Source organism: Castellaniella sp. (assembly GCF_004321985.1).
Taxonomy (GTDB): Bacteria; Pseudomonadota; Gammaproteobacteria; order Burkholderiales; family Burkholderiaceae_B; genus Castellaniella.
The window spans coordinates 164,180-190,378 of the sequence record NZ_SCQN01000046.1 but is presented as its reverse complement, the minus strand read 5'-3'; the positions used below and the strand labels follow the sequence as shown (position 1 = coordinate 190,378).

Annotated in this window: 26 protein-coding genes; 9 read left to right on the top strand and 17 right to left on the bottom strand. The window is 63.6% G+C overall.

The window, feature by feature from the left end; all coding sequences use genetic code 11:
- Nucleotides 1-11: 11 nt before the first annotated feature.
- Together hemL and argJ are read left to right on the top strand one after the other, a co-directional pair.
- The gene (gene hemL, locus EPN31_RS11880) at nucleotides 12-1,289 is read left to right on the top strand and encodes a glutamate-1-semialdehyde 2,1-aminomutase (protein WP_291773389.1); all 1,278 of its coding nucleotides are present in this window, start codon (nucleotides 12-14) and stop codon (nucleotides 1,287-1,289) included.
- A 109-nt stretch (nucleotides 1,290-1,398) separates the two neighbouring features.
- The gene (gene argJ / locus EPN31_RS11875) at nucleotides 1,399-2,625 is read left to right on the top strand and encodes a bifunctional glutamate N-acetyltransferase/amino-acid acetyltransferase ArgJ (RefSeq protein ID WP_291773387.1); all 1,227 of its coding nucleotides are present in this window, start codon (nucleotides 1,399-1,401) and stop codon (nucleotides 2,623-2,625) included.
- 13 nt (nucleotides 2,626-2,638) lie between these two features.
- Here the strand turns inward: argJ and EPN31_RS11870 are convergent, their stop codons facing one another.
- Nucleotides 2,639-3,889, bottom strand: coding sequence for a D-amino acid dehydrogenase (locus EPN31_RS11870; RefSeq protein WP_291773385.1), 1,251 nt, complete (start codon nucleotides 3,887-3,889; stop codon nucleotides 2,639-2,641).
- A gap of 208 nt (nucleotides 3,890-4,097) precedes the next feature.
- Between EPN31_RS11870 and EPN31_RS11865 the strand changes: the two genes are divergently transcribed.
- A complete protein-coding gene (locus EPN31_RS11865; protein WP_291773384.1) occupies nucleotides 4,098-4,586 on the top strand; it encodes an Lrp/AsnC ligand binding domain-containing protein in 489 nt (162 codons plus the stop codon).
- A 50-nt stretch (nucleotides 4,587-4,636) separates the two neighbouring features.
- Here the strand turns inward: EPN31_RS11865 and proB are convergent, their stop codons facing one another.
- The 9 genes from proB to EPN31_RS11820 all read right to left on the bottom strand — a co-directional run bounded on the left by proB (nucleotide 4,637) and on the right by EPN31_RS11820 (nucleotide 12,819).
- On the bottom strand, nucleotides 4,637-5,800 hold the full coding sequence (gene proB, locus EPN31_RS11860; RefSeq protein ID WP_291773382.1) for a glutamate 5-kinase: 1,164 nt from the start codon (nucleotides 5,798-5,800) through the stop codon (nucleotides 4,637-4,639).
- A gap of 5 nt (nucleotides 5,801-5,805) precedes the next feature.
- A complete protein-coding gene (obgE, locus tag EPN31_RS11855; RefSeq protein WP_291773380.1) occupies nucleotides 5,806-6,900 on the bottom strand; it encodes a GTPase ObgE in 1,095 nt (364 codons plus the stop codon).
- Nucleotides 6,901-6,996: 96 nt separating this feature from the next.
- A complete protein-coding gene (rpmA, locus tag EPN31_RS11850) occupies nucleotides 6,997-7,257 on the bottom strand; it encodes a 50S ribosomal protein L27 (protein ID WP_291773378.1) in 261 nt (86 codons plus the stop codon).
- 28 nt (nucleotides 7,258-7,285) lie between these two features.
- Nucleotides 7,286-7,597, bottom strand: a complete 312-nt coding sequence (gene rplU, locus EPN31_RS11845) for a 50S ribosomal protein L21 (RefSeq protein WP_291773377.1) — start codon at nucleotides 7,595-7,597, stop codon at nucleotides 7,286-7,288.
- A gap of 302 nt (nucleotides 7,598-7,899) precedes the next feature.
- Nucleotides 7,900-8,481 (bottom strand): OmpA family protein, encoded by a 582-nt coding sequence (locus EPN31_RS11840; RefSeq protein ID WP_291773866.1) that lies wholly within the window; start codon nucleotides 8,479-8,481, stop codon nucleotides 7,900-7,902.
- 161 nt (nucleotides 8,482-8,642) lie between these two features.
- Nucleotides 8,643-9,383 (bottom strand): amino acid ABC transporter ATP-binding protein, encoded by a 741-nt coding sequence (locus EPN31_RS11835; RefSeq protein WP_291773375.1) that lies wholly within the window; start codon nucleotides 9,381-9,383, stop codon nucleotides 8,643-8,645.
- A 44-nt stretch (nucleotides 9,384-9,427) separates the two neighbouring features.
- On the bottom strand, nucleotides 9,428-10,525 hold the full coding sequence (locus EPN31_RS11830) for an amino acid ABC transporter permease (protein ID WP_291773373.1): 1,098 nt from the start codon (nucleotides 10,523-10,525) through the stop codon (nucleotides 9,428-9,430).
- Nucleotides 10,526-11,713, bottom strand: a complete 1,188-nt coding sequence (locus EPN31_RS11825; RefSeq protein WP_291773371.1) for an amino acid ABC transporter permease — start codon at nucleotides 11,711-11,713, stop codon at nucleotides 10,526-10,528.
- Between the two features lie 89 nt (nucleotides 11,714-11,802).
- A complete protein-coding gene (locus tag EPN31_RS11820) occupies nucleotides 11,803-12,819 on the bottom strand; it encodes an amino acid ABC transporter substrate-binding protein (RefSeq protein ID WP_291773369.1) in 1,017 nt (338 codons plus the stop codon).
- Nucleotides 12,820-13,016: 197 nt separating this feature from the next.
- On the opposite strand from EPN31_RS11820, the gene EPN31_RS11815 reads away from it, so the two are divergent.
- From EPN31_RS11815 to mutY, 3 genes are read left to right on the top strand one after another with little or no spacing between them, the layout of a single operon-like run.
- Complete coding sequence (locus EPN31_RS11815) at nucleotides 13,017-13,688, top strand: cell division ATP-binding protein FtsE (RefSeq protein ID WP_291773864.1); 672 nt, start codon at nucleotides 13,017-13,019, stop codon at nucleotides 13,686-13,688.
- Entirely contained in the window at nucleotides 13,685-14,593 is a 909-nt protein-coding gene (locus EPN31_RS11810; protein WP_291773368.1) for an ABC transporter permease, read from the top strand. Before EPN31_RS11815 ends, EPN31_RS11810 begins: the two co-directional genes overlap by 4 nt.
- A 53-nt stretch (nucleotides 14,594-14,646) precedes the next feature.
- A complete protein-coding gene (gene mutY, locus EPN31_RS11805) occupies nucleotides 14,647-15,702 on the top strand; it encodes an A/G-specific adenine glycosylase (RefSeq protein ID WP_291773366.1) in 1,056 nt (351 codons plus the stop codon).
- Between the two features lie 15 nt (nucleotides 15,703-15,717).
- Here mutY and rodA read toward each other — a convergent pair whose 3' ends face one another.
- The 5 genes from rodA to EPN31_RS11780 all read right to left on the bottom strand — a co-directional run bounded on the left by rodA (nucleotide 15,718) and on the right by EPN31_RS11780 (nucleotide 21,438).
- Complete coding sequence (rodA, locus tag EPN31_RS11800) at nucleotides 15,718-16,857, bottom strand: rod shape-determining protein RodA (RefSeq protein WP_291773364.1); 1,140 nt, start codon at nucleotides 16,855-16,857, stop codon at nucleotides 15,718-15,720.
- Nucleotides 16,854-18,878 carry a penicillin-binding protein 2 gene (gene mrdA / locus EPN31_RS11795; RefSeq protein ID WP_291773363.1) on the bottom strand — a complete coding sequence of 675 codons (2,025 nt, stop codon included), beginning with the start codon at nucleotides 18,876-18,878 and terminating at the stop codon, nucleotides 16,854-16,856. Before mrdA ends, rodA begins: the two co-directional genes overlap by 4 nt.
- Nucleotides 18,879-18,881: 3 nt before the next feature.
- Nucleotides 18,882-19,448, bottom strand: a complete 567-nt coding sequence (gene mreD, locus EPN31_RS11790) for a rod shape-determining protein MreD (RefSeq protein WP_291773361.1) — start codon at nucleotides 19,446-19,448, stop codon at nucleotides 18,882-18,884.
- On the bottom strand, nucleotides 19,432-20,313 hold the full coding sequence (gene mreC / locus EPN31_RS11785; RefSeq protein WP_291773360.1) for a rod shape-determining protein MreC: 882 nt from the start codon (nucleotides 20,311-20,313) through the stop codon (nucleotides 19,432-19,434). Before mreC ends, mreD begins: the two co-directional genes overlap by 17 nt.
- An 81-nt stretch (nucleotides 20,314-20,394) precedes the next feature.
- Complete coding sequence (locus tag EPN31_RS11780; protein ID WP_291773358.1) at nucleotides 20,395-21,438, bottom strand: rod shape-determining protein; 1,044 nt, start codon at nucleotides 21,436-21,438, stop codon at nucleotides 20,395-20,397.
- A 308-nt stretch (nucleotides 21,439-21,746) separates the two neighbouring features.
- Between EPN31_RS11780 and gatC the strand changes: the two genes are divergently transcribed.
- The 3 genes from gatC to gatB are packed head-to-tail and all read left to right on the top strand — an operon-like array spanning nucleotide 21,747 to nucleotide 25,040.
- Nucleotides 21,747-22,055 (top strand): Asp-tRNA(Asn)/Glu-tRNA(Gln) amidotransferase subunit GatC, encoded by a 309-nt coding sequence (gene gatC / locus EPN31_RS11775; RefSeq protein ID WP_291773356.1) that lies wholly within the window; start codon nucleotides 21,747-21,749, stop codon nucleotides 22,053-22,055.
- 4 nt (nucleotides 22,056-22,059) lie between these two features.
- Nucleotides 22,060-23,583 carry an Asp-tRNA(Asn)/Glu-tRNA(Gln) amidotransferase subunit GatA gene (gatA, locus tag EPN31_RS11770; RefSeq protein WP_291773354.1) on the top strand — a complete coding sequence of 508 codons (1,524 nt, stop codon included), beginning with the start codon at nucleotides 22,060-22,062 and terminating at the stop codon, nucleotides 23,581-23,583.
- Nucleotides 23,583-25,040, top strand: coding sequence for an Asp-tRNA(Asn)/Glu-tRNA(Gln) amidotransferase subunit GatB (gatB, locus tag EPN31_RS11765; RefSeq protein WP_291773353.1), 1,458 nt, complete (start codon nucleotides 23,583-23,585; stop codon nucleotides 25,038-25,040). Before gatA ends, gatB begins: the two co-directional genes overlap by 1 nt.
- Before the next feature lie 65 nt (nucleotides 25,041-25,105).
- Here gatB and pyrE read toward each other — a convergent pair whose 3' ends face one another.
- Together pyrE and EPN31_RS11755 are read right to left on the bottom strand one after the other, a co-directional pair.
- Nucleotides 25,106-25,774 (bottom strand): orotate phosphoribosyltransferase, encoded by a 669-nt coding sequence (gene pyrE / locus EPN31_RS11760; RefSeq protein WP_291773351.1) that lies wholly within the window; start codon nucleotides 25,772-25,774, stop codon nucleotides 25,106-25,108.
- A gap of 70 nt (nucleotides 25,775-25,844) precedes the next feature.
- Complete coding sequence (locus tag EPN31_RS11755) at nucleotides 25,845-26,171, bottom strand: hypothetical protein (protein WP_291773349.1); 327 nt, start codon at nucleotides 26,169-26,171, stop codon at nucleotides 25,845-25,847.
- Nucleotides 26,172-26,199: the final 28 nt, after the last annotated feature.

The following is a 26,199-nucleotide window of genomic DNA, read 5'->3' as shown; positions in this document are numbered from 1 at the left end:
GGCCTACTGACATGTCCCGCAATATCGAACTTTTCGAACGCGCCTGTCGCGTCATCCCCGGCGGAGTCAACTCGCCCGTACGCGCCTTCCGGTCGGTAGGCGGCACGCCCCCGTTCATCGCGCGCGCCCAGGGCCCCTATCTATGGGATGCCGAGGGCACCCGCTACATCGACTACATCGGATCCTGGGGGCCTGCCATCCTGGGCCACGCCGACCCCGAAGTCGTACAGGCAGTCCAGCAAGCGGCCGTGAACGGCCTGTCCTTCGGCGCCCCGACCGAGGCCGAGATCGACATCGCCGAAGCCATCATCGAGCGCCTGCCGTCGATCCAGCAGGTCCGGCTGGTCAGCTCCGGCACCGAGGCGACCATGTCGGCGATCCGCCTGGCCCGCGGTTACACCGGGCGCAACAAGATCATCAAATTCGAGGGCTGTTACCACGGCCACGCGGACAGCCTGCTGGTCAAGGCGGGGTCCGGCATGCTGACCTTCGGCAATCCGACCTCGGCCGGAGTCCCGCCTGAATTCGTGCGCCATACGGTCGTGCTGGACTACAACGACCTGGCCGCTGTGCAGGCCGCCTTTGCGCAATACCCCAACGACATCGCCTGCATCATCGTCGAGCCCATTGCCGGCAACATGAACATGGTGCGCCCGACTCCGGGCTTCCTGGAAGGCCTGCGCCAGCTCTGCACGCAGCACGGCGCGGTGCTGATCTTCGACGAGGTCATGACTGGCTTTCGGGTCGGTCCCCAGGGCGTCCAGGGGCTGACGGGAATCACGCCGGACCTGACGACACTGGCCAAGATCATCGGCGGCGGCATGCCCGTCGGCGCTTTCGGCGGGCGGGCCGACATCATGGCGCAGATCGCCCCCCTGGGGGCTGTCTACCAGGCGGGGACACTGTCGGGAAACCCGGTCGCCGTGGCCGCGGGCCGCGTCACACTGCGCCGGCTTGCCCAGCCCGGTTTCTACGAAGCCCTGCACCAGCACACCGGGTCGCTGGTCCTGGGGCTGATCGAGCGCGCCCAGGCCCATGGCGTGCCGTTCTCAGCCGACTGGCAGGGCGGCATGTTCGGCCTGTACTTTCGGGCCACGCCGCCCACCAGTCTGGCAGAGGTCTCCGCCTGCGATACCGAAGCCTTCAAGCGGTTCTTCCACGGGATGCTGGCGGCGGGCGTGCATTTCGCCCCTTCCGCCTTCGAGGCGGGCTTCGTGTCGGCGACTCACGACGACGCCGTCATCCAGGCGACGCTGGATGCCGCGGAACGGGTCTTCGCACACCTGTGAGGCCGCCGTGCGAGCTGCGTTTCGGCATTAGAATGGCAGCTTTCAGCCGATTCCCGGATTGCCGTCCTCCGTACGGCATGCCGGTCCTGCTTCCTGGGGTCTCCATCACATGGCCATCAACCTGAACATCCCTGCACGCAACGACGTTTTCCCAGTACCGGGCACCCGCATCGGCATAACCGAAGCAGGGGTGCGCAAGGCCAACCACCGCGATCTCACCGTATTCCTGCTGGACGAGGGCACATCGGTGGCCGGCGTCTTCACACGAAACCGGTTCCGCGCCGCGCCCGTCCAGATCTGCGAGGCTCACCTGGCGGGCAACTCCGGCATCCGCGCACTCGTGATCAACACGGGAAACGCCAATGCCGGCACGGGGGTCCCTGGTCTGCAGGCGGCGCGCCAGACCTGTGAGGCGCTGGCGAAGCAGCTCCACCTGGAGTCCGGCCAGATCCTGCCCTTCTCCACGGGAGTAATCCTGGAGCCGCTGCCTGTGAACCGCATCATTGCCGCGTTGCCGGCGGCCGTCGCCGACACCCGCCCCGACCACTGGTTCGAGGCGGCCCACAGCATCATGACCACGGACACCCAGCCCAAGATCCATTCACGGAAAATCGAGCTGGGCGGCCAGACGGTCACGCTGACGGGGATCAGCAAGGGGGCGGGGATGATTCACCCCAACATGGCAACCATGCTGGGGTTCCTGGGAACCGATGCGGGACTGACGACGGCGCTGCTGCGTCCGATGGTGAAGCGGATCGCGGACCGGTCCTTCAACCGCATCACGGTGGATGGGGATACGTCGACCAACGATTCCTTCATCATCATGGCCACGGGCGCAAGCGGGGTATTGATCGAATCCGCCGCCGATCCGCGCTTCGCAGCGCTGGAGCAGGCGCTGACCGACGCCGCTCGCGACTTGGCCCAGAAGATCGTGCGCGACGCCGAAGGCTCGACCAAGTTCATGACGATACAGGTCGAACAGGCAGCCACCACCGAAGAAGCCTTGAAAGTCGCCTACTCGATTGCGCACTCGCCGCTGGTGAAGACCGCGTTCTTTGCGTCGGACCCGAACCTGGGGCGCATCCTGTGCGCCATCGGCTATTCGGGTGTGGAGGATCTGGATGTGTCCAGGATCACGCTCTGGCTGGGGGACGTGCGCGTGGCGAGCCACGGCGGGCGCGATCCCGGCTACCAGGAAGCTGACGGCCAACGCGTCATGGCAGCCGCCGAGATCCTGGTACGGGTAGCGCTGGGGCGCGGCGACGTAACCGACACGGTCTACACCTGCGACCTGTCGCACGAATACGTCAGCATCAACGCCGACTACCGGTCTTAGAACACCGCCCGGATCAACGGTACCGCGAGACCCCCAGGTCATCGCTGCGGATTGCCGTCGGGTTGCCAGACACGATATCGGCGATCAGCTGGCCACTGCCGCAGGACATGGTCCAGCCCAACGTGCCGTGGCCGGTGTTCAGATACAGGTTGTCCAGCGGCGTACGGCCGACGATGGGGGTACTGTCCGGGGTCTTGGGGCGCAACCCCGTCCAGAAGTGCACGTCACCCGGGCGATAGCTGCCTGGGAACAAATCGTTGAGCACCATTTCCAGCGTCTGCTGACGGCGCGGGTTCAGCGACTTGTCGTAACCCACGACCTCTGCCATGCCGCCAACGCGAATGCGCTGGTCAAAACGCGTCAATGCGATCTTGTAGGTTTCGTCCAACAGGGTGGACTCGGGCGCGCAGGCCGCGTCGGCGATGTCCACCGTAATCGAATAACCCTTCATCGGATAGACCGGAATATCGACGAGCCCCTTCAGCAACAGGGGCGACCAGGAACCCAGCGCCACGACGTAGGCATCGGCCTGCAGCAAGCCGGAGGCGCATTGCACACCCGTCAGGCGACCGCCCGATTGCTGCAATGACTGAATGGTTTCGTTGTAGCGGAACCGGACACCCAGATCCTCGGCCAGCCGGGTCAGCGCATGCGTGAACAGACGGCAGTCACCCGTCTCGTCATCGGGTGTGCGCAAACCGCCCACCAGCTTGTGGCGGACCCGGGCCAGCGCCGGCTCATACTGTGCCAGGCGATCTCCTTCCACAAGCTCGAAAGACACCCCCGCATCGCTGAGCGCCTGGACGTCGCGCTGCGCATCGTCCATCTGCTTCTGGGTGCGGAACAGCTGCAGGGTACCCTGACGCCGGCCCTCGAACTGGATGCCGGTGTCGGCTTCCAGTGCATGCAGGCACTGCCGGCTGTAGGACGACATCCGCAGCATGCGCTCTTTGTTCAGGGCGTAGCGCGCCGGCGTGCAGTTGCGCCACATCTGCAACAGCCACTTGACCTGGTCCACGCTGCCATCGGGGCGAATGGTCAGCGGCGAATGCTCCTGGAACATCCACTTCAGCGCTTTCAACGGAATCCCCGGTGCCGCCCACGGAGAGGAATAGCCAAAGGAGAGCTGACCGGCATTCCCAAAGCTGGTCTCTTCGGCCGTGTCCGGCTCGCGATCCACGACGGTCACTTCGTGCCCCTGGCGGGCAAGGTAATAGGCGCTCGTGACACCCACTACGCCGGCTCCCAAGATCAGAACCTTCATGACGTTCCTCAAACAGATGATTTTTCATGATGATAGGCGATATAGCTGGCTAATTTTTTATGAAAAAATCAGGTTTCCATGAAATACAATGAGGACTTGGCAGCACAATCGAGCGCCCACAGCATGAAATGCTGGCACGCCCCAGCCTGGCGCCGCAGCCCGGCGCATGGTCCCGTCGACAGCCAGCTCCTGACCAGGAATTCCCGCCATGCGCATCCAGAAAGAATCCGTCCACGCCCTGGACAAAATCGATCGACGCATTCTGGACCTGCTTCAGCAGAATGGCCGTCTCTCCATGACGGAGCTGGCCGACGCCATCGGCCTGACAGTCACGCCCTGCATCGAGCGGGTCAGGCGGCTGGAACGAGATGGCGTGATCATGGGTTACCACGCCAGGGTTTCCCCGGCGGCGCTGGATGCGGGGCTGCTGGTCTTCGTCGAAATCAGCATGTCCAGCAAATCCGAACGCACCTTCGAAGAGTTCCGCCGTGAGGTCCTGTGCGTGCCACAGGTGCTGGAATGCCATCTGGTATCAGGCGACTTCGATTACATGATCAAGGCGCGCATCAAGGAAATCAGCCAGTACCGGAACCTGCTGGGCGACATCCTGCTGCGCCTGCCTGGCGTGACGCAGACGAAGAGCTGCGTGGTCATGGAAGAGGTCAAGGAAACCCAGTTCATCCCGGCGCAGAAGTAGCCCGCCAGCCTCGTCCAGACGGGGCCGGCGGGCATTCCCCGCATTCGCGGCTACTTCGGGGACGCCGCCGCGCGCGGCCGCAGCACCACCAGATTGTCGCGATGAATCAGTTCGGGATCGGACAGGTGGCCCAGGATCTCCACGATGCGCGTGCTGGGCTGCCGCAGGATGCGAGCCGTCTCGGCCGATGAATAGTTGATCAGGCCGCGCCCGCATTCCACGCCGTGCTCGTCGACACAGGCCACCACGTCGCCGCGGTCGAATTCGCCCTCGACCGCGATCACACCCACCGGCAGCAGGCTGTGATGGCCCTGGGTGAGCGCCCGCACTGCGCCGGCATCCAGCGTCACGCGGCCCCGCAGCCGCAGGTGGTTGGCCAGCCAGCGCTGGCGGGCCGACCGGACCGGCAACACGGCCCGCAGCTCCGTGCCAATGGATTCGCCGGCCGCGAGCCGCAGCAGCACGTCTGGCTCACGGCCCGACGCGATGATGGTATGCCCGCCGCTATTGGCCGCACGCCGGGCGGCGAGAACCTTGGTGAGCATCCCGCCCGTCCCGATGGTGCTGCCCGAGCCCCCCGCCATGGATTCCAGTGCCGGGTCTCCCGCCTGTCCGTGGTGGATGAAGGTGGCATCAGGATGCTTGCGAGGATCGGCACTGTACAGGCCCGGCTGGTCGGTAAGGATCACCAGGACATTGGCCTCGATCAGATTGGTGACCAGCGCCCCCAGCGTGTCGTTGTCGCCCAGACGGATTTCGTCGGTCACGACCGTGTCGTTCTCGTTGACGATAGGCACCACACCCAGGTTCAGCAACGTGACCAGCGTACTGCGCGCATTCAGGTAGCGCCGCCGGTGCGACAGGTCCTCATGGGTGAGCAGGATCTGGGCGGTCCGGATGCCATGGCGGGCAAAGGCCGACTCATAGGCCTGGATAAGGCCCATCTGGCCGACTGCAGCCGCCGCCTGAAGCTCCGGCATGGTGCCGGGACGCCGGGGCCAGCCCAGGCGCGCCATGCCCTCGGCAATGGCGCCGCTGGAGACCAGCACGATCTGGCGCCCCTCGGCATGCAGCCCCGCAATCTGCGACGCCCACTGCGCCACGGCGTCCATGTCGATGCCCCGGCCCTCGTTCGTGACCAGCGAAGAACCGACCTTGAGGACCAGTCGATGAGCCCCTTGTGCAACGGAGACAGCGGAATCCTGGGAGACCATGGGAGTCAGTCAGCCTCCGGCGATACGCCAGGGGGCGCCCTATCGGCAAAACGCGGGTCGGCATCGTGCGCATGAGCGCTGCGCATCTGCTCATCCAACCACGCCTGCAGCGCCCCGGTGAGCGCCTGAGTACCGTCCCCCGTCAGAGCAGAGATTCCGAACACAGGCCCGGTCCAGCCCAGATCCTCGCACACACGGGCCTGCACGGCAGCCGGATCAGCCAGCATGTCCAGCTTGTTCAGCACCAGCCAGCGTGGCTTGGCCGCAAGCTCCGGACTGTAGCGTTCCAGCTCGCGCACGATGGCGCGGGCGTCCCGCACCGCCTGCGCACAAGCGTCGATCTCCGGATCTGGCGAATAGACATCCAGCATATGCAGCAGGACCCGGGTGCGGCTCAGATGGCGCAGAAACAGATGGCCCAGGCCTGCGCCTTCAGAGGCGCCTTCGATCAACCCTGGGATGTCTGCGACAACGAAACTGTGCGACGGCGATGTGCGCACCACTCCCAGATTGGGGTGCAGCGTGGTGAAGGGGTAATCGGCGATCTTGGGGCGGGCATTCGACACGCGCGTGATGAACGTCGATTTCCCGGCATTGGGCATGCCCAGGAGCCCGACATCGGCGAGTACCTTGAGTTCCAGCTTCAGACGCCGCTGCTCGCCCTCGCGTCCCGCCGTGAACTGACGCGGCGCACGGTTGGTGCTGGACTTGAAGTGCAGGTTGCCCAATCCGCCCGCACCGCCCTGGGCGAGGACCACGCTTTGATCGTGGTGATCCAGATCGAACAGCTGGTCACCCGTATCGGCATCCAGAATAGTGGTCCCGACGGGCATGCGCAGGACGATGTCATCCGCACCCGCGCCGTATCGATCCGAGCCATGCCCGTTCTCGCCGTTCTTCGCCCGGTGCAGTCGCGCGTAGCGGTAGTCGATCAGGGTGTTGATGTTGCGGTCAGCCACCGCAAGGATGGAGCCGCCCCGGCCGCCATCGCCGCCATCGGGCCCGCCCTTGGGGATGAACTTCTCCCGGCGGAAGCTGGCCACGCCGTTGCCGCCTTTGCCGGCGACGACTTCGATGGTGGCTTCGTCTACGAATTTCATGGTTGGATTCCAGGCCACGTGACGCGGCCGATTTCTTATTCTAATAAAAAAAGCCCTGCCGGTCGGCAGGGCTCATGCTGACTGTTGTCTGCCGCTTCAGCTTGCGGCTTCGACCGAGACGGTGCGCTTGCTGAGCGCCCCGCGTATGGTGAATTGCACGGTTCCGTCCACGAGCGAGAACAACGTGTGGTCCTTGCCGATGCCGACATTGACGCCGGGGTGGAACTGGGTCCCGCGCTGGCGAACGATGATGCCGCCAGCCAGGATGCGCTGACCACCGTAGACCTTCACGCCCAGCCGTTTCGATTCGGAATCGCGGCCGTTACGAGTCGAGCCGCCGCCCTTTTTGTGTGCCATGATGAGCTCCTAAATTCGATGACCGGGATCAGACCGCAACGGCTTCGATGCGGATTTCGGTGTAGTTCTGGCGATGGCCCTGATGCTTCTGATAGTGCTTGCGACGGCGCATCTTGAAGATCTTGACCTTGTCATGACGGCCTTGTGCAAGAACGGTCGCACGCACCGAGGCGCCCGAGACGAAGGGCGTGCCGATCTGAAGCGACTCGCCTTCGCCGACGGACAACACCTGGTCGAGCGAAATTTCTTGCCCAATGTCAGCCGGTATCTGTTCGATTTTCAGTTTTTGGCCGGCACAAACACGATACTGTTTGCCGCCGGTTTTTATGACCGCGTACATGGGGAATTCCTGAAATAGGTTTACAACGGGCTTACTGTGGGGTTGCCGCAAGGTTTGCTACGGGTCTGCCACGGGTCTGCCACGGGTCTGCAATACCAGCCCGCGCAGTTGCCAAGCAGCCATCAGACTGAAAGCGCCAGCCGATGCAATCGCCGATTGGCAAGAAAAACGCGGACTAAGCCTTGCATTTTATACGGAAATTGGCTTTCCAATCAAGCAGGTTGCGTGGCCACGTCCTAGGGCGAGTCTCCTGGCGCGGCCGACCGCAGGCCGCACCGCGCCAGAAACCTGCCGACCCGCTATTACTGCTTCACGGCATACAGGAACAACTCCACGCGCCGATTCAGGGCACGGCCTTCAGGCGTACTGTTGTCTCCGATCGGACTGGCCGAACCGCGGCCTTCCGCCGTCAACCGGGTAGTGGCAACGCCTTGTCCGGACAGATACTGGGTGACCGCCGCCGCCCGCCGCTGCGACAAAGGCTGGTTGATCGCGTTGGACCCGCTGCTGTCGGTATAACCGATCGACTTGGCTCGCAATTCGGGGTGTTCGTTCATGGCCTTCGCCACACTGTCGAGCACAGGGAGCAATTGCGGCTTGAGCACCGACTGGTTCGTGCTGAAGGACACGTTGCTCGGGATGTTGACCTTCAGTGAGCCATCCGGCATTTCCGTCACTGCGACCCCCAGGCTGGATGCGCCTGATTTTTCAACGCTCTGCTTCACGGCCTTCCAATTGTAACCCACAACACCACCCACGACGCTGCCCAGGCCCGCACCGATCAGCGCAGCGTGACTACTATCACCAATGAGTGCGCCCAGGCCTGCCCCAAGCGCTGCGCCGGCACCAGCGCCAACCGCCGTATTCTGGCCCTGAGGCGACATGTTCGCACAAGCTGTCAGCAGCGCCAGGCTTCCGATCGCGGCCAGATGAACCGCTCGGGTAGAAGCTGCTCGATAAGTGATTGCGCCCAATTTTGCTCTCCTTGTGGACAGTTAGGCCCCTAGCGTAACAAGAAGCACGGTGGCAACTGTGAAAAGGTGTATCAGTGCAGAATCTGACTCAGGAACAGCCGGGTCCGCTCATTCTGGGGGTGATCAAAGAAGGCATCGGGCGCGTTCTGCTCGATGATCTCGCCATGATCCATGAAGATCACGCGATTGGCGACCTTGCGCGCGAACCCCATCTCGTGCGTGACGCAGAGCATGGTCATGCCGGATACCCCAGCCAGTTCCACCATGACATCCAGGACTTCCTTGACCATCTCGGGATCCAGCGCCGAGGTGGGCTCGTCAAACAGCATGATCTTGGGATTCATGCACAGGGATCGGGCGATGGCAACCCGCTGCTGCTGTCCGCCCGAGAGCTGGCCAGGATACTTGTTCGCCTGGTCGGGAATCCGCACCCGTTCCAGGTATTTCATGGCAGTCGCCTCGGCTTCGGCCTTCGGACGCTTGAGGACCCAGGATGGCCCCAGCGTCAGGTTTTCCAGTACCGTCATGTGAGGGAACAGATTGAAATGCTGGAACACCATACCCACATCGCGCCGAATGATTTCGATCTGCTTGATGTCGTTGGTCAGTTCGGTGCCATCGACGACGATTTGGCCCTCTTGGTGTTCTTCCAACCGATTGATGCAGCGGATCATCGTGGACTTCCCCGACCCGGACGGTCCGCAAATCACGATGCGTTCGCCAGGCGCAACATCCAGATTCAGGTCTTTCAGGACATGGAACTGGCCGTACCACTTGTTGACGTTCTTCAGACGGATGATGGGTTCCGACATGGATGAAGGCTCCTGCGGGCACGGCAAGCGGCCCGCGCAAAATGCTAACGCTTCTGTCCTTGATCAAGCTGACGTTCCAGCGACAGGCTGTAGCGCGAGATCGAAAAGCAGAAAATGAAATAAATGACGGAGATGAACAGGTAGGCCTCGGTGCTGTACCCGCGCCAGAGCGCATCAGATACGGCCGCCTTGGCCGCCTGGGTCAGATCGAAGATCCCGATGATCACCACCAGCGAAGTGTCCTTGAAGAGCGAGATGAAAATCCCTACCAGCGGCGGAATGACGATCTTCAACGCCTGCGGCAGAATGATCTTGCGCATGGATTGCCAGTAGCTCAGACCGATGGACTGTGCCCCCTCGTATTGTCCTTTGGGCATGGCCTGCAGTCCGCCACGCACCGTCTCGGCGACATAGGCGGCCGCGAACAGGATGATGGCAATCTGCGCCCGAAGCAGCTTGTCGATGGAAAAGCCTTCCGGCAGGAACAACGGCAGCATGACCGAGGACATGAACAACAGGCTGACCAGGGGCACGCCCCGGATCAGTTCGATATAGACCACACAGACCGCCTTCACCCCAGGCATGTCCGAACGCCGCCCCAGCGCCAGCAGCAGGCCAAACGGGAACGCCAGTGCGATGCCGAAGGTCGACAGGATGAGCGTCACCGGCAGCCCCCCCCAGCGACTGTTCTCGACGTAGGTCAGGCCAAACACGCCCCCCCACATCAGGATGCCGAAGGCGGCCAGCGCGACCAGCCACAGGACGCCCAGAAACGGCTTCCAAAACCAGCGGATGCAACTGCAGATCACGGCGGCCACCAGAATGACCGAGGCCAGCAGCGGCCGCCACTGCTCGGCATACGGATAGATTCCGAACAGGATCAGCCGGTGTTTCTCGCGCACGAACGCCCAGCAGTAGCCGCCCGTCTCGCGGCACTGCGCCGCTGTCGTGGCCGAAAAATTCGGCTTCACGAACAGATAGTCGATCAGCGCCGGAATCGCCATGAGCAGGAACCACATGGCGAGAATCGTCAGCACCGCATTCAGAGGCGAAGAAAACAGGCGCGTGCGCAGCCAGCCCACGATTCCGCCGGTGGCGCGCGGCGGCAGGCGATCAGGTGTACCAGGGAGTGCCTTGTCCATCTATCGCTCCACCAGTGAAATACGCCTGTTGTACCAGTTCATGAAAACCGAGATGGACAGGCTGACCACCAGGTACGCGGCCATGATGATCATGATGCCCTCGATCGCCTGACCCGTCTGATTCAGGATGGTATTGGTGACGGCCACAATGTCCGGATAGCCGATAGCCACGGCCAGCGAGCTGTTCTTCGTCAGATTCAGGTACTGGCTGGTCATGGGTGGGATGATGACTCGCATGGCCTGCGGCAGGATGACCAGCCGCAGGATCCGCGCACGTGGCAGACCGATGGAGGCCGCCGCCTCCCATTGCCCCTGGTCGACCGCCTGAATCCCCGAGCGCACGACCTCGGCCACGAACGCCGATGTATAGATGACCAGCCCGGCGAGCAGTGCTGCGAATTCCGGTGACAGGCTCAGCCCGCCCTGGAAGTTGAAGCCCTTCAGGACCGGCCGGTCGAGTTCGATACTGTTGCCGCTGGCCCACCAAAGCAGCAGGGGCACCACGACGAGCAGCACAAGCGCCATGCGCACCAGCGGGAAGATCCGGCCTGTGGCTTCCTGGCGACGCCGGGCCCAATGGGCCAGCAGCACGATCAGCACGATAGCCAGCGCGAGCCCGCCAAAGACCCAGTCCATGGCGTCGCCCTTCAGCCAGGGGATCTTCAGGCCACGATTCGAAATGAAGACACTGGGCAGAGGCGCGAGCGCCTGACGCGGTCCAGGCATGACCTCGGTGATGAGCGCATACCAGAAAAAGAGCTGCAGCAGCAGCGGGATGTTGCGCATGATCTCGATATACAGCCCGGACAGGCGCGAGATCAGCCAGTTCTTCGACAAACGGCTGATGCCCAGCAGTGTGCCGAATAAAGTGGCCGCAATCACCCCGATCACCGAAACCCTCAGCGTATTGAGCAGGCCCACCAGGACGGCATGGCCGTAGGTGCTGGCCGGTGAATAATCGATCATGGACTCGCCGATGGCAAAGCCCGCTTCCTCGTGCAGGAAGGCAAAACCGGTCGAAATATTCCGCGCCGCAAGATTGTGCAGCGTGTTGGAAGCCAGATACCACACCCCCAGCGCCACCAGACCGAGGATCAGGATCTGATAAATCAGGGCACGGGTTCCCGGGTCGTTCCAGGACCACCGACGCCTGGGGCCCCTGGGTGCACGATGTTTGGTCTTAGTCATAGGGAGGGGAGAATCGCGGCAGGACGCAAAGGCGCCCCTCAGGGCGCACAACGCCGGGGGAGAACCCCCCGGCCGTCAGAAGAACCCGATCAGCGGATCGGCCAAGCGTACAGGATACCGCCCTTGTTCCATTGCGCGTTCAGGCCACGATCGAGCTTCAGCGGTGAACCCTTGCCCAGGTTACGATCAAAAGACTCACCGTAATTGCCCACCTGCTTGATGATGTTGTAGGCCCATTTCTTGTCCAGCCCCAGGCCCTTGCCCATGTCGCCGGAAACCCCCAGGATGCGCTGGATGTTGGGGTTGTTGGACTTGAGCATCTCGTCCACGTTCTTGGATGTGATGCCGTACTCTTCGGCCTCGATCATGGCATTCAGCGCCCAGCGCACGACCATGAACCATTCATCATCGCCCTGGCGGACCATGGGGCCCAGCGGTTCCTTGGAGAAGTTTTCCGGCAGGATGATGTAATCGTCGGGCGTGGCCGACGATGCACGCAGGCTGGCCAGCTGGGACTTGTCGCTGGTGACCACGTCACAACGACCGGACTCGAACGTGCGGAAACCTTCTTCGGACGTATTGATGACCACCGGCTTGAAGTCCAGCTTGTGCGCGCGGAACCAGTCAGCCAGGTTCAGTTCAGTGGTGGTGCCCTGCAGAACGCAGATCGAGGCGCCGTTGAGCTCGGTCGCGCTCTTCACGCCCAGGCTCTTTTTCACCAGCACACCCTGGCTGTCGTAGTAGTTGGTGCCCGCGCTCATCAACCCCAGCGTGGTACCGCGCGACATGGTGGCCGTGGTGTTGCGGGTCAGCACGTCGATTTCGCCCGACTGCAACGCGGTGAAGCGTTGTTGCGTGGTCAACGGCGTAGCCTTGAATTTACTTGCATCCCCGAACACCATGGCCGCGACGGCCTTGCAAGTGGCGATATCGAGGCCCTTCCAGACGCCCTTGCTGTCAGCCAGCGCGAATCCCGGCAGCCCGACGTTCACCCCGCATTGCACATGACCGTGCTGCTTGACCGCCTTGTAGGTATCTCCTGCCTGAGCGGTAGCCCCGACGAACAGCAAAGCGGCACCAATGGCCGCTAATTTCATGAATTTCATGATTCTTCCCTTCTTCCAGAATTTCCTGTCTTCGTTGCAGGTAGCGTTGAATGAGACGGAATACAATCTTGTGGAATCGCTCCATCAGGCCGAATCGTAGCGTGATACTGGCAGCCCAAATATGGGGGATATCCCTGCAGCTACAGACTTTACTACGTTGCGGGATACTGATGCTGCGACGTTTTCTCAGGACACGCATGATCGAGTTCCAGCACGTCTTCAAGTCGTTCGGGCGCAGCCGAAACATCCTGGCCGACGTCAACTTCCACGTCGCACCCGGAGAGTTCGTTTTCGTCTCCGGGCCCTCGGGTGCCGGCAAGTCCACCCTGCTCAAGCTGGTCGGGGGGCTGGAGCCGCCCAGCCGCGGATCCGTCACGGTGAACGGCCACCGCATCGACCGCCTGGCGGCGCGCGCGCGCCCCTACCTGCGACGCACGGTCGGACTCATCTTGCAGGATGCCCACCTGCTGTTCGACCGCACGGCGCTCGACAACGTGATGCTGCCCCTGAACGTGATCGGCCTGGATCGGGGTACGGCGGGCACACGGGCCCGCGCCGCCATGGAGAAGGTCGGCCTGCGCGGCAAGGAAGACCTCCGCCCCATCGAAATGTCGGGTGGCGAGCAGCAGCGCCTGGCCATCGCGCGCGCCATCGTCGGCCGCCCCACCATCCTGATCGCGGATGAGCCCACCGCAAACCTGGATCACGCCAGCGCAGTACGCATCATGGATGTCTTTCGCGACTTCAACCAGGTAGGAGCCACCACGCTGATCGCCTCGCACGACACGGCACTCATGGCCCACTATGCACAGCGCACGCTGCACATCGACGGCGGCCGGTTCAACGACTTTCCGGGGGTACCGGCATGAACCGCTGGCTGCGCCACCACCGCTACGCCTTGCGAGTCGCCCTGCACCGGCTGAGGCTGCACCCCCTCTCGTCGCTGGCGAACATCGTGGTCATCGCGCTCATGCTCACGGTCCCCATTCTGGGCGCCGCCGTGTTGGAATCCAGTCAGCCGCTGACCCGCCAGCTCGCCGTCACGCCTGAGCTGACGCTGTTCCTGGCACCGCGGACCAGCACAGCGGACCAGCAGGCACTGCTTGCCCGCATCCAGCAGGAGTCGGGCAGCCACATCGCCCAGGCACGGCTGCTGCCACGCGACCAGGCGATGGCACAACTCCGGGCGGATCCCGCGTGGGCGCAGGCGCTGGACGCATTGCCGGAGAACCCGCTGCCGGACGCCATCGTGGTCACACTACGCGATTCAGCCTCTCCTGCACAGGATGCCGCGAACCTGACCCGAACCTGGGAGCAATGGCCCGGCGTCGCCCACGTCCAGATGGACAGCGAGTGGGTCCGCCGGCTGGAGTCTCTGCTGTCGTTCCTGCGCTTGGGGTTGGGTCTGCTGGCGATCGCCGTCGCAGTGGTGGTGCTGGCGACCGTCTTCAACACCGTACGGCTGCAAGCGCTCACACAGCGCGAGGAAATCGCTGTAGCGCGGCTGGTGGGCGCGACCGAATCATTCGTGCGCCGTCCGTTCCTGTACCTGGGGGCACTGACGGGACTGGCCGCCAGCGCGGTAGCGGTGTTGCTGGCCCGCGCATCACTCATCCCGCTGAACGCGATCCTGAACAAGTTCGCCCACAGCTATGGCATCGAATGGGTGATTCACTTGCCGGCTGTCCCGGATCTGGTGCTGTGGGGCGCGCTCATCATCATTATGGGGGCTGTCGCCGCGCGGCTGTCCGTCACGCGCCACACGCAATTCTGATGAAATCAGCGCACGGCGGTCTTCCCCGCGACCAGGAGACCACCCCCGCTGCAATGCGCGACCCAGCGTCGCGCATTGCGGCCTGGCAGATTCGCAGCGGGCGCCACGAACTGCCCTGGCAGGCGACCCATGACCCCTATCCCATCTGGCTGTCTGAAACCATGCTGCAGCAGACGCAGGCGAATACGGTCATCCCCTATTATCGGAATTTTCTCGCCCGCTTCCCCGACGTGCGGGCTCTGGCCGGCGCACCGCTGGACGCGGTCCTGCAAGCCTGGGCCGGCTTGGGGTACTACGCCCGGGCGCGCAACCTGCACCGCTGCGCACAGGCGGTATGCGACGTCTACGGCGGGCGCTTTCCACCCAACGCCGCAGGCCTGGCCGAGCTGCCGGGCATTGGCCCGTCGACGGCGGCGGCCATCGCCGCCTTCGCCTACGGCGAGCGGGCCGCGATCCTGGACGGGAACGTACGCCGGGTCCTGGCGCGGCACCACGCGCTGGAGGAGGATCCGGGGACCAGCGCTTCAACGCGACAACTGTGGACCTGGGCCCGGGAATGGCTGGCACAGTCCCCGCTCGACCTGGACATGCGGGCCTATACACAGGGCCAGATGGACCTGGGTGCCACCGTGTGTACGCGCACGAATCCGGATTGCGCGCACTGCCCGCTCGCAGACGACTGCATGGCCCGGATCCAGGGCCGCCAGCACGAGCTGCCACGGGCGCGCGCCAGACGCCAGCAACCCCAGCAGTCCTGCCACCTGCTGATTGTGCAGCGCGGCACGAATGTACTGCTGCAACGGCGCCCCGAACGAGGCATCTGGGGTGGGCTGTGGTCGTTACCGCAATTCGAGACCCAGGACCAGATGGCCGATTTTTGCCCGAAACTGCCGTCCGGGACCCCCACACCGGAAAAGCTGGCCGCCTTCGACCACGTCTTCACGCACTTCCGGCTGCATCTGCAGCCCTGGCTGCTGCGCGTCCCCGACGCCCCCGCCCCGGCCACGCCGTCCGGACATGCCTGGGTCTCGGTCCAGACCCTGCGCGACCGGGGAATGCCGACCCCGGTGGCGCGGCTGCTCGCGGGCCTCTACCCCGATCCGACCTGACCACACGGGCGGTGCCTACACCGCCCGAGGACGGTCCGACCCTATGCTCATGAGCAGCCCGCAGGCCACCCCGAGCGTGATCAGCGCCGTGCCGCCATAGCTCATGAAAGGTAGCGGAACGCCCACTACCGGCAACACCCCGGTCACCATGCCCACATTCACGAACACATAGACGAACATCATCATGGACATGGCACCACCCACCAGCCGCCCGAACTGACTGGGCGCACGCACCGTAATGCTGAGACCGCGAAACACCAGCAGCGCATAGAGCGCCAGTAGCGCCACGCCGCCATACAGGCCGAACTCCTCGGCGAACACAGAAAAGATGAAATCCGTGGTCCGCTCCGGAACGAAATCCAGGTGGGATTGGGTCCCCTGCATGTAGCCCTTGCCGTAGACCCCGCCCGAGCCCACCGCAATCATGGACTGGATGGTGTGGAAGCCTTTGCCCAGTGGATCAGTCCCGGGATTGAGCAGCACGCAGACGCGGTACTTCTGGTAGTCATGCAGGACGACCCAGTCCACATCCGGCTGACAGATTTGGTCCTCGTATGTCACGAGCGTTCCCAGTCCGACGGCGGCCACCAGAACCACCGGAATGAGCAGCTTGAACGAGAGCCCGCCAAAGTACATGACGCAAAACCCGGAGGCCAGCACCAGCAGCGCAGTACCCAGGTCCGGCTGCTCGATGATGAGAGCCGCCGGAATGGCCAGCAGCAGGCTGGCCACCAGGAAATCCCGGATGCGGATACGGTTCACGGACTGACGCTGGAAATACCAGGCCAGCATCAGCGGCACGGCAATCTTCATCATTTCCGAAGGCTGGATGCGCGCCACTCCCACATCCAGCCAGCGGGTCGCACCCTTGCTGGTCACCCCGAACAGCGTGACGGCGACCAGCATGGCAATGCCCAGAATGTAGATGTAGGGCGCCGCCTTTAGGACCCAGGTCGGCCGCAACAGCGCCACACACCACATCACCACGAAGGCAATCAGGAAGTTGCGCAACTGGTCGGAAAAACGCCAGTCCGTGTTGCCGACGGCCGAATGCATGGTCGCCATGCCGACCAGAGCCATCACGACGAGCAGCGCAAGCAACGGCCAGTCCAGCACGGCAAACATGCGGCGGACTGCCAGGACGAGCATTTTCATTGGGTGTCCTCTTGAGTGCCGCTCACAGGCTCATCACTGCCATCGGGCAGCGGCGCAGGTTCGGGGGCCTCCTCATCATCGGGAGCAGGCGCGGTCTCAGGCCGGCCCGACGCCTTGATGACCTGGGTGCGGGCAGCATCTTCGGCCTGCTGCTTCTGCTGACGGGCGGCCACGCGCGCCGGAGCCAGCCAATAATCGAATACCTTGCGCGCAATGGGCGCCGCCACCGACGCGCCCCAGCCGCCGTTCTCCACGATCAGGGCCACGGCAATCTGAGGGTCGTCGGCTGGCGCGTAAGCCATGAACAGCGCGTGATCACGCAAGCGTTCATCCACGGAATGAGACCTGTACTTGGCCCCCCTCAGGCTGTAGACCTGAGCGGTTCCGGTCTTGCCGGCCGCCTGGTAGGTTGCGCCGACGAACGCCTGCCGCGCGGTCCCCTGGCGGACCACATCCACCATGGCGTCACGGATGATTTTCAGGTTCTTGGGATCCAGCTTGATGGTGTATTGCGGCCCGGTCACCGGATAGCTGAAGCGCCCCGTGATGGGATCGATGATGCGACGCACCAGGTGCGGCTTCATGTAGACACCATTGTTCGCCAGGACGGACGTCGCTTGCGCAAGCTGCAGCAGGGTGAAGGCGTTGTAGCCCTGCCCGACTGTCACCGAGACGGTCTCCCCGCGGTACCAGTGCTGTTGTGACGGCTTTTTGTAGGCCTTGCGCTTCCAGGCGCGCGACGGCAGCACACCCCGGCGCTCGCCGTCCAGATCGATGCCGGTGATCTGTCCGAACCCGAACTGCTTCGAGAAATCGTGCAGCTTGTCCACATCCATGATGGCACCCAGCGAGAAGAAGTAGGTGTCCGAGGATTTGACGATGGCCTTGTGCATGTCCGTCGGCCCGTACACGGCACCGGCGGCATTGCGAAATTTCTGGCCAGCCAGCTCGAAATATCCGGGGTCAGGAATCAGTTCGGTGGGCGAGCGCACCCCCATCTGCAATGCAGCCAGCGCAACGAACGGCTTGTAGGTGGAGCCTATCGGGTAGGTGCCATACAGAGGGCGATTGATGAGCGGATGATCGGGAGAGTCGTTCAGCTTCTTCCAGTTCTCCACGTCGATGCCATCGACGAACAGGTTGGGATCGAAGGACGGGGCTGAAACGAAGGCCAGCACCTCGCCTGTCTTGGGCGCAATCGCCACCAGCGCGCCGCGCTTGCCCTCGAATTGCGACTCGGCAAGCCTCTGCAAACCGATGTCCAGCGAGAGCTCCAGGTTCGACCCGGGGATGGGATCGGTGCGGCTCAGCTCCCGGACCGGCCGACCGGTCGCAGTGACCTCGAGTTCTTCCACACCGGTGCGGCCGTGCAGCGTTTTCTCCCAGGTCTTCTCGATGCCCTTCTTGCCCATCACCTGTGTGCCGCGATAATTGCCCGACTGGCCGGTGTCTTCCAGATGCTGCTCGTCTTCTTCGGAGATCCGCCCCACGAACCCCAGCACATGGGCGGCGGACTCATGCCCTGGATAGGACCGGACCCAGCGCGCCTCCAGGCTCACGCCCGGAAACTGATAGGCATGTACCGCGAACCACGAGGCCTCGATGTCGTTCAGGTTGTTGCGCAGCAGGACCGGTGCATAACGGCCGCTCTGCTGATAGAGCCGCAGGAATTTGCGCCGATCACCCGCACTGATGTAGACCAGGGCTCCCAGCCGGTCCAGCACGGACTCCACGTTGCCTTTGATCTGCGCCCGGGTCACCAGCAGCGTGTAATCGCGTTCGTTACGCGCCAGCACCACTCCGTTGCGGTCCATGATCTGGCCCCGTCGGGGCGGAATCGGCACGATCGCGATGCGGTTCTGTTCCGCACGCGCGGACAGATTGTCATAGCGGACCACCTGCAGGAACCACAACCGCCCCACCAGCAACAGCAGGCAGACCAGCGCAAACAGGCCCGCCACCCACGCACGCAGCAACACCGTCTGACGCTGATGCTGGCTGGTCTTGCGAAATTCGAACATGATTCAGACGGAGCCGACGTCTCCGCCATCCAGGCGGCGCTGATAAAGCAGCAGAAGCACATCGGCCAGCGGCCAGAGCGCGCTGGTGATCAGGGCCGACCACAACCAGTCCCACCCCACCCACTCGCCATTGAGCCAGGCCCCCAGCAAGTGGGACACCATGAGCGCCACGACGAACACCGGCATCACGTGCAGCGTCTGCACCCAGGGATTGAAGCCGAAGTGCTGCAGTCGCCGGTTCAACCTGAGCATGCCGTAGGCGACCAGCACATAGCACAGCGCGTGCAGGCCCAGCAGACCGGAATCATGCACGTCCATGAGCAGGCCCAGCACGAAGGCCGTGAACAGCCCCACCCGGTTGGGCTCATGCAGACACCAGAAAGCCAGCACCAGCATGAGAAGATCGGGCACCGGAGACCACAACCGCCAGGGCAGCAGCGAAGCCATCCAGACAAACAGCAGCGACCCCCAGACCAACAGCGCCGGCGCGGGCCGCGCAAACGGCGCCGCGTCGATGGGCTGCAATGCCATCAGCGAGGACGGTGCCGGCCGGTTAGTTGGCGAGTTCATGCTCGATCTCCTCCGGATTCGGCACGTCGCTCACATCCACCTGCAACACCAGGAAATGCCGGTAGCGCTCGGGATGGGACAACGGATCGGCGATCGCCATCCCAAACCCGGTGCCTGGGTCGTGATCAACCTTTTCGACCTGCCCGACCGGCAAGCCCGCCGGAAACAGACCGCCAATGCCGCTGGTCACCAACGTGTCGCCCGCCTTCACGTCGACGTTGCCCGACAGATAACGGATCTCCAGCTTCCCGACCTCGTCACTGCCAAACGCGATCAGCCGCAAGCCATTGCGCAGCACCTGCACCGGAATGGATACCTGATCATCGATCAGCAACGCGGCCTCGGAGGTGAACGGCGTCACGCGAATGATCTGGCCGACTACCCCGCCTTCGTCGATCACCGGCATGCCAGGTTCGATGCCGGCGCGCGATCCCTTGTTGAAGATCAGCCGATGGCTGAAGGCATTGGGCGGCACGTAGAAGACTTCCACCGCGACGGACTTCTGTGAGATCCGCTCAGAAACGTTCAGCAGGCGCCGGAGCTGCTCGTTTTCGGCAGCAAGCTGCGCCGAGTGCGTGGAAAGCTGCGCCATCTCGATACGCTGGCGCCGCAAGGCATCCTGCTCGTCACGCGCGAGCGTGGCAGCATGCGACCAGCTGTCGAAATATTCCAGCGCATCACGCGGCGCCAGGACCACCCGTTCGAAGGGATAGATCGCCACCGCCAATGCGCGTCGCGCTGGCGCCATCACCGACCAGTGCGCATCCACCACCACCAGGACCAGACACACCACGACCAGCAGCACCAAGCGAACTTCCACGCTGGGCCCAGTCTTGAAGAGTGTCAGTTTGCCCGGTTCTCGCATGGCAGGACAGCAACAATGGCCTGACCGCCCCGCGCCATCGTCCAGACACAGGCCGGAACTGGCGGGGCAGCAGCAGGCGGATCAATCGTAGATGAACACGCCGCCCAGACGCTCGAGGTGCTCCAGTGCTTCGCCGCAGCCCCGCACCACGCAGGTCAGCGGATCCTCGGCCACGATCACGGGCAGGCCGGTTTCTTCCTGGAGCAACCGATCCAAGTCGTGTAGCAGGGCACCGCCACCGGTCAGGGCAATGCCCTTGTCGGTGATGTCCGCACCCAGTTCCGGCGGGGTCTGCTCCAGCGCAGTCTTCACGGACGAGACGATCTGGTTCAGCGGGTCCGTCAGGGATTCCAGGATCTCGTTGGACGACACCGTGAAGCTGCGCGGAACGCCCTCGGAGAGATTGCGGCCCTTGACCTCGATTTCGCGGATCTCGGAGCCCGGGAACGCCGAGCCGATTTCCTTCTTGATCAGTTCGGCCGTGGGTTCACCAATCAGCATGCCGTAGTTGCGGCGGATGTAATTGATGATGGCCTCGTCGAACTTGTCACCACCGACACGCACCGAGCCCTTGTAGACCATGCCGCCCAGCGAAATGACGGCGACTTCGGTGGTGCCACCGCCAATGTCGACCACCATCGAGCCGCTGGCATTCGACACTGCGAGGCCGGCGCCGATGGCGGCCGCCATGGGTTCCTCGATCAGATAGACCTGGCTGGCCCCGGCACCCAGCGCTGATTCACGAATGGCGCGGCGCTCGACCTGGGTGGAGCCGCAGGGCACGCACACGATGATTCGCGGACTGGGTGCAAACATGCTGCGGGGATGCACCATGCGGATGAACTGCTTGAGCATCTGCTCTGTCACGGTAAAGTCGGCGATTACGCCGTCCTTCATCGGACGAATGGCTTCGATGTTGCCGGGCACACGACCCAGCATCTGCTTGGCTTCATGGCCGACGGCCTGGATGATTTTCTTGCCGTTGGGGCCACCATCATGGCGAATGGCGACGACCGAGGGCTCATCCAGCACAATGCCCTTGCTGCGGACATAGATCAGCGTATTCGCCGTGCCGAGGTCAATCGCCATGTCGCTGGAAAAATAGCTGCGTAGGAATCCGAACATGGGCGCACTAATGGAAATGGGTACAGGGGGATCCGCGCGAACGACCCGGGGCCACCGACACTGAGATCAACTGCCTCGTCGGTGATGCAAGCCGGAGAAGCCGCATGGAATCAGGAATGATAACTTATAATCCCTCCCAGGTACGCCATCATAGACTGGCAATATATTGCAAAACCGTTGCTTTTCCCACTTCTGGTTACACTTCTGCCGCCCGAGCAGCCTGTCGCAGGCCCGGCGGCGCTCCATCATGTCCCGCCGGGATCATTCCATGCTGAAATGAGGCGGGCGGAACTCCGAGACACACTGACATGGCACTTACCGAACAGGACATCGCCTGGCTGGCGCAGCTATCCGGGCTGCAGCTCACGGCCGATGACCAGCAACGCGCTCAACAGGAACTGACCCGGATCCTGGCCCTGATCCAGGAACTGCAGGCCGTCGACACCCAGGGCATAGAGCCCATGGCGCATCCCCTGGCCGCTCACCAGGATATCGCCCTGCGCCTGCGTGACGACGACGCCGAACCGGCGCAGACCGTGAACCAGCGCGATGCCTGCATGACCAACGCGCCCGCCGCCCACCAGGGCCTGTTTCTGGTCCCCACCGTCATCGAATGAAACCATGACTGCGCTTTCTGAATTTTCCAGCATCCAGGATCTGAGCCTCGCATTGCGCGATCGACGGGTGAATGCGGTCGAACTGGCGACCGACGCCCTGCGGGCGGCCCGCAGCTACACCGATTCCCACGTTTTCCTGCACATCGACGACGAGCTCACCCTGGCCCAGGCGCGTGAAGCCGACCAGGCGCTGACGGCCGGAACCGCCGGGCCGCTGACAGGCATCCCGATTGCCCACAAGGACCTGTTTGTCACGCGCGGCTGGCGGACCACGGCTTCCAGCAAGATGCTGGCTCATTACACCAGCCCCTTCGACGCAACCGTCGTGGATCACCTGCGCACGGCAGGGACCGTTTCGCTGGGCAAGCTGAGCTGCGACGAATTCGCCATGGGTTCGGGCAACGAAAATTCCGCCTTCGGTCCCGTCCACAACCCATGGGACCCCGAGCGGGTGCCGGGCGGCTCTTCGGGCGGATCGGCGGCAGCGGTGGCCGCACACTTGGTCATGGCCGCCACCGGCACCGATACGGGCGGATCGGTGCGCCAGCCGGCGGCGCTCTGCGGGGTGAGCGGCATCAAACCCACCTACGGTACGGTATCCCGCTATGGCATCATCGCCTACGCCTCCAGCCTGGACCAGGCCGGGCCGCTGGCGCGCAACGCCCGCGACCTGGTGCCCATGCTGGACGCCATGAGCGGGTTCGATAGCAACGACTCCACCAGCCTCGAAGCATGCGACGGCGAGCCCAACGCAGCCGGCCGCATCCAGGCCGACTTCGCGGCCGCGCAGTCCCGCTTCGCAGCGGCGGGTGCCCGGCCACTGCAGGGGCTGCGGATCGGTGTGCCGCGTGAATTCTTCAACGAGGGCCTGGCCGCATGCGTGGGCGACGCCATCGAATCAGCCCTGAAGACCTTTGAATCGTTGGGTGCGACGCGCGTGGATATCTCGCTGCCGCGCACCCGGCTGTCCATCCCCGCGTACTACGTGATCGCCCCGGCCGAAGCCTCCAGCAACCTGTCGCGCTACGACGGGGTCCGGTATGGCCACCGTGCCGAACACTACAGTGACCTGATCGACATGACCAGCCGCTCGCGGACCGAAGGCTTCGGCGACGAAGTCCGCCGCCGCATTCTGGTGGGCACCTATGTGCTGTCGCACGGGTACTACGACGCCTACTACCTGCAGGCGCAGCGCGTGCGACGCATGATCGTGGACGATTTCCAGCGGGCGCTATCGGCTGAATGCGATGTGATCATGGGGCCGGTGACGCCGGACGTGGCGCGCCGCATCGGCGACAACCGCCAGGACCCCATCGCCGACTGGCTGGCCGACATCTACACCCTGGGCGTGAGTCTGGCCGGCCTGCCCGGCATGTCCATTCCCTGCGGTTTCGGCGGCCCATCCGGACAACTTCCCATCGGCTTACAGATCGTCGGCCGCTACTTCGACGAGGGCCACCTGCTGGCCATCGCCGACCGCTACCAGCAGGTCACCGACTGGCACCAACGCATTCCAGGACACGCATAATGGATTGGGAAATCGTCATCGGGCTGGAAACCCATACCCAGCTTTCCACGGAATCGAAAATCTTCTCCCGCAGCAGCACCCGATTTGGCGCAGTGCCGAACACCCAGGCCAACGCAGTGGACATGGCGCTGCCCGGATCCCTGCCGGTGATGAACCGGGGCGCCGTGGAACGCGCCATCCGCTTCGGCCTGGCCATCGGCGCCAAAGTCGCAAACCGATCGGTTTTCGCGCGCAAGAACTACTTCTACCCCGACCTACCGAAGAACTACCAGATCAGCCAATTCGAGCTACCCATCGTGGTCGGCGGCCAGATGTCCTTCTTCGTGGGTGAACAGGAACACACCATCAACCTGACACGCGCCCACCTGGAAGAAGACGCCGGCAAATCCCTGCACGAGCACTTCCAGGGACCGCACGGCGAGTCCTCCAGCGGCATCGACCTGAACCGCGCCGGCACACCGCTGCTGGAAATCGTCTCCGAGCCCGAAATGCGGTCGGCCGCCGAGGCCGTGGCCTACGCCCGGGCACTGCACGGGCTGGTGGTCTGGCTGGGGATTTCGGACGGCAACATGCAGGAAGGCTCTTTCCGCTGCGACGCCAACGTCTCGGTCCGCCCGAAGGGCCAGAAGGAATTCAACACCCGCTGCGAAATCAAGAACATCAACTCGTTCCGCTTCCTGGAGCGTGCGATCCAGTACGAAGCCCGCCGCCAGATCGAACTGATCGAGGACGGCGGCACAGTCCGCCAGGAAACCCGCCTCTACGATTCCGAGCGCGACGAAACCCGCACCATGCGCTCCAAGGAAGACTCCAACGACTACCGCTATTTCCCCGACCCGGACCTGCCGCCGCTGATCGTGCCACAGGACTGGATCGAACGCGTGCGGGCCGCTCTGCCGGAACTGCCGGCCGCCAAGCGCGCCCGCTTCGAATCCGACATGGGACTGACGGGCTACGACGCCGCACAGCTCACGCTGCACCGTGCCATCGCGGATTACTTCGAGGCAACCGCCGGCGCACTGCCGACAGACCAGGCCAAGCAGGCAGCCAACTGGATCCTCGGGGAGCTGTCAGCCGCCCTGAACCGCGAAGAATTGGAAATCAGCCAGTCGCCAGTTTCGCCAAAGCGCCTGGCCGCCCTCATCAGCCGCATCCAGGACGGCACGATCTCCAACAAGATCGCGCGCGACGTCTTCGCCGCCATGTGGACGGGAGAATCTGGCGGAGACCCCGACGTGATCATCGAGGCGCGGGGTCTGCGCCAGATCAGCGATACCGGCGCCATCGAGGCCATGATAGACACGGTACTGGCCGCGCACCCGGCCATCGTCGAAGAATACCGTGCCGGTAAGCAGAAGGCGTTCAATTCCCTGGTCGGCCAGGTCATGAAGGCCGCCCGCGGCAAGGCCAACCCTCAGCAGGTCAACACACTGCTGAAGGAAAAACTGGACGGCTGACACCCGGATGGCTGACGCGTCATGCGGCCGGGAAAAGCGTCTCCCGAGACGATAGCTGAGCCCGATCAGATCCCGTATTGCGCGCGGTACGCGACCACTGCTTCGCGGTGCGTGTTCAAATCCTGGTCGCCGTCCAGCAGACCGATCACATCCGTGAGCGAGGCAATGCTGATGACGGGGAGGTCATAGGTCTGCTCCAGATCCTGGACGGCGGAATGCGCCGACAGGTTGCCGAGCGTACCCGCACGCTCCATGCGGTCCATTGCGATCAGCACGGCGGCAGGCTGGGCACCAGCGGCACGGATCAGCGCCACGGACTCTCGCACGGACGTACCAGCAGTGACCACGTCATCGATGATCACCACCCGGCCGGCGAGCGGCGCCCCCACCAACACGCCGCCTTCACCGTGGTCCTTGGCCTCTTTCCGATTGAAGGCAAACGGAACATGGCGACCAGCCAGCACGGGGTGTTCGGCCAGCGCGACCGCCGCCGTCGTCGCCAGCGGAATGCCCTTGTAGGCGGGGCCAAACAGCATGTCGAACTCCAGCCCGGAATTCACCAGAGCCTCGGCGTAGAACTTGCCTAGCCGGCCGACACAGGCGCCATCGTTGAACAGGCCCGCATTGAAAAAGTAGGGGCTCACGCGCCCCGACTTGGTCTTGAACTCACCAAAGCGCAGAACCCCGTGTTCCAGGGCAAAGCGAACGAAGGCTAGGGCGTGCGTCCCGGGCATGATGGAAGGTCTCGAATCGGGTAAACGTGCCATTATCGCGCCATTTGGCGGCGCGATAATGGCATGGGGATCAGAACGCGTCTTCGTTCCACTCGTAGTCGACGGCCACTTCACCGAGGGCCTTCAGGCGCTCGGCGGGCGCCATGTCCAGCGCAGCCAGCAACCGGCTGTTGAAGGACTCCAATGTCGCCTTCACGCGATCGGCGAATTCCGGCGCGACCTCCTGATCCTCGTATTTGATGACGTAGGTCTGGGCAGCGATCCCCACCACGAAATACAGCCCGGCGTTGGCCGGATCCTGCTTCATGAGCTGGAACGCGTCCTTGTAGAACTGCTTGAACGAATCGCTGCCCGATTCCGACTGCGCGAAACGCTGCGTGATTTCCTTGAATGTCATTCCCGGCAACTCCAGATCCAGACGACCG

Coding starts and splice junctions, on each gene's coding strand:
- EPN31_RS11840 (WP_291773866.1), bottom strand. CDS start 8,481: ATGTCGCCTCAGGGCCAGAATACGGCGGTTGGCGCTGGTGCCGGCGCA.
- mutY (WP_291773366.1), top strand. CDS start 14,647: ATGCGCGACCCAGCGTCGCGCATTGCGGCCTGGCAGATTCGCAGCGGG.
- rodA (WP_291773364.1), bottom strand. CDS start 16,857: ATGAAAATGCTCGTCCTGGCAGTCCGCCGCATGTTTGCCGTGCTGGAC.
- mreC (WP_291773360.1), bottom strand. CDS start 20,313: ATGCGAGAACCGGGCAAACTGACACTCTTCAAGACTGGGCCCAGCGTG.
- pyrE (WP_291773351.1), bottom strand. CDS start 25,774: ATGCCCGGGACGCACGCCCTAGCCTTCGTTCGCTTTGCCCTGGAACAC.
- gatC (WP_291773356.1), top strand. CDS start 21,747: ATGGCACTTACCGAACAGGACATCGCCTGGCTGGCGCAGCTATCCGGG.
- argJ (WP_291773387.1), top strand. CDS start 1,399: ATGGCCATCAACCTGAACATCCCTGCACGCAACGACGTTTTCCCAGTA.
- EPN31_RS11865 (WP_291773384.1), top strand. CDS start 4,098: ATGCGCATCCAGAAAGAATCCGTCCACGCCCTGGACAAAATCGATCGA.
- gatA (WP_291773354.1), top strand. CDS start 22,060: ATGACTGCGCTTTCTGAATTTTCCAGCATCCAGGATCTGAGCCTCGCA.
- EPN31_RS11810 (WP_291773368.1), top strand. CDS start 13,685: ATGAACCGCTGGCTGCGCCACCACCGCTACGCCTTGCGAGTCGCCCTG.
- hemL (WP_291773389.1), top strand. CDS start 12: ATGTCCCGCAATATCGAACTTTTCGAACGCGCCTGTCGCGTCATCCCC.
- mreD (WP_291773361.1), bottom strand. CDS start 19,448: ATGAACTCGCCAACTAACCGGCCGGCACCGTCCTCGCTGATGGCATTG.
- EPN31_RS11835 (WP_291773375.1), bottom strand. CDS start 9,383: ATGTCGGAACCCATCATCCGTCTGAAGAACGTCAACAAGTGGTACGGC.
- EPN31_RS11825 (WP_291773371.1), bottom strand. CDS start 11,713: ATGACTAAGACCAAACATCGTGCACCCAGGGGCCCCAGGCGTCGGTGG.
- EPN31_RS11755 (WP_291773349.1), bottom strand. CDS start 26,171: ATGACATTCAAGGAAATCACGCAGCGTTTCGCGCAGTCGGAATCGGGC.
- EPN31_RS11780 (WP_291773358.1), bottom strand. CDS start 21,438: ATGTTCGGATTCCTACGCAGCTATTTTTCCAGCGACATGGCGATTGAC.
- rplU (WP_291773377.1), bottom strand. CDS start 7,597: ATGTACGCGGTCATAAAAACCGGCGGCAAACAGTATCGTGTTTGTGCC.
- EPN31_RS11820 (WP_291773369.1), bottom strand. CDS start 12,819: ATGAAATTCATGAAATTAGCGGCCATTGGTGCCGCTTTGCTGTTCGTC.
- EPN31_RS11870 (WP_291773385.1), bottom strand. CDS start 3,889: ATGAAGGTTCTGATCTTGGGAGCCGGCGTAGTGGGTGTCACGAGCGCC.
- gatB (WP_291773353.1), top strand. CDS start 23,583: ATGGATTGGGAAATCGTCATCGGGCTGGAAACCCATACCCAGCTTTCC.
- EPN31_RS11830 (WP_291773373.1), bottom strand. CDS start 10,525: ATGGACAAGGCACTCCCTGGTACACCTGATCGCCTGCCGCCGCGCGCC.
- rpmA (WP_291773378.1), bottom strand. CDS start 7,257: ATGGCACACAAAAAGGGCGGCGGCTCGACTCGTAACGGCCGCGATTCC.
- EPN31_RS11815 (WP_291773864.1), top strand. CDS start 13,017: ATGATCGAGTTCCAGCACGTCTTCAAGTCGTTCGGGCGCAGCCGAAAC.
- mrdA (WP_291773363.1), bottom strand. CDS start 18,878: ATGTTCGAATTTCGCAAGACCAGCCAGCATCAGCGTCAGACGGTGTTG.
- proB (WP_291773382.1), bottom strand. CDS start 5,800: ATGGTCTCCCAGGATTCCGCTGTCTCCGTTGCACAAGGGGCTCATCGA.
- obgE (WP_291773380.1), bottom strand. CDS start 6,900: ATGAAATTCGTAGACGAAGCCACCATCGAAGTCGTCGCCGGCAAAGGC.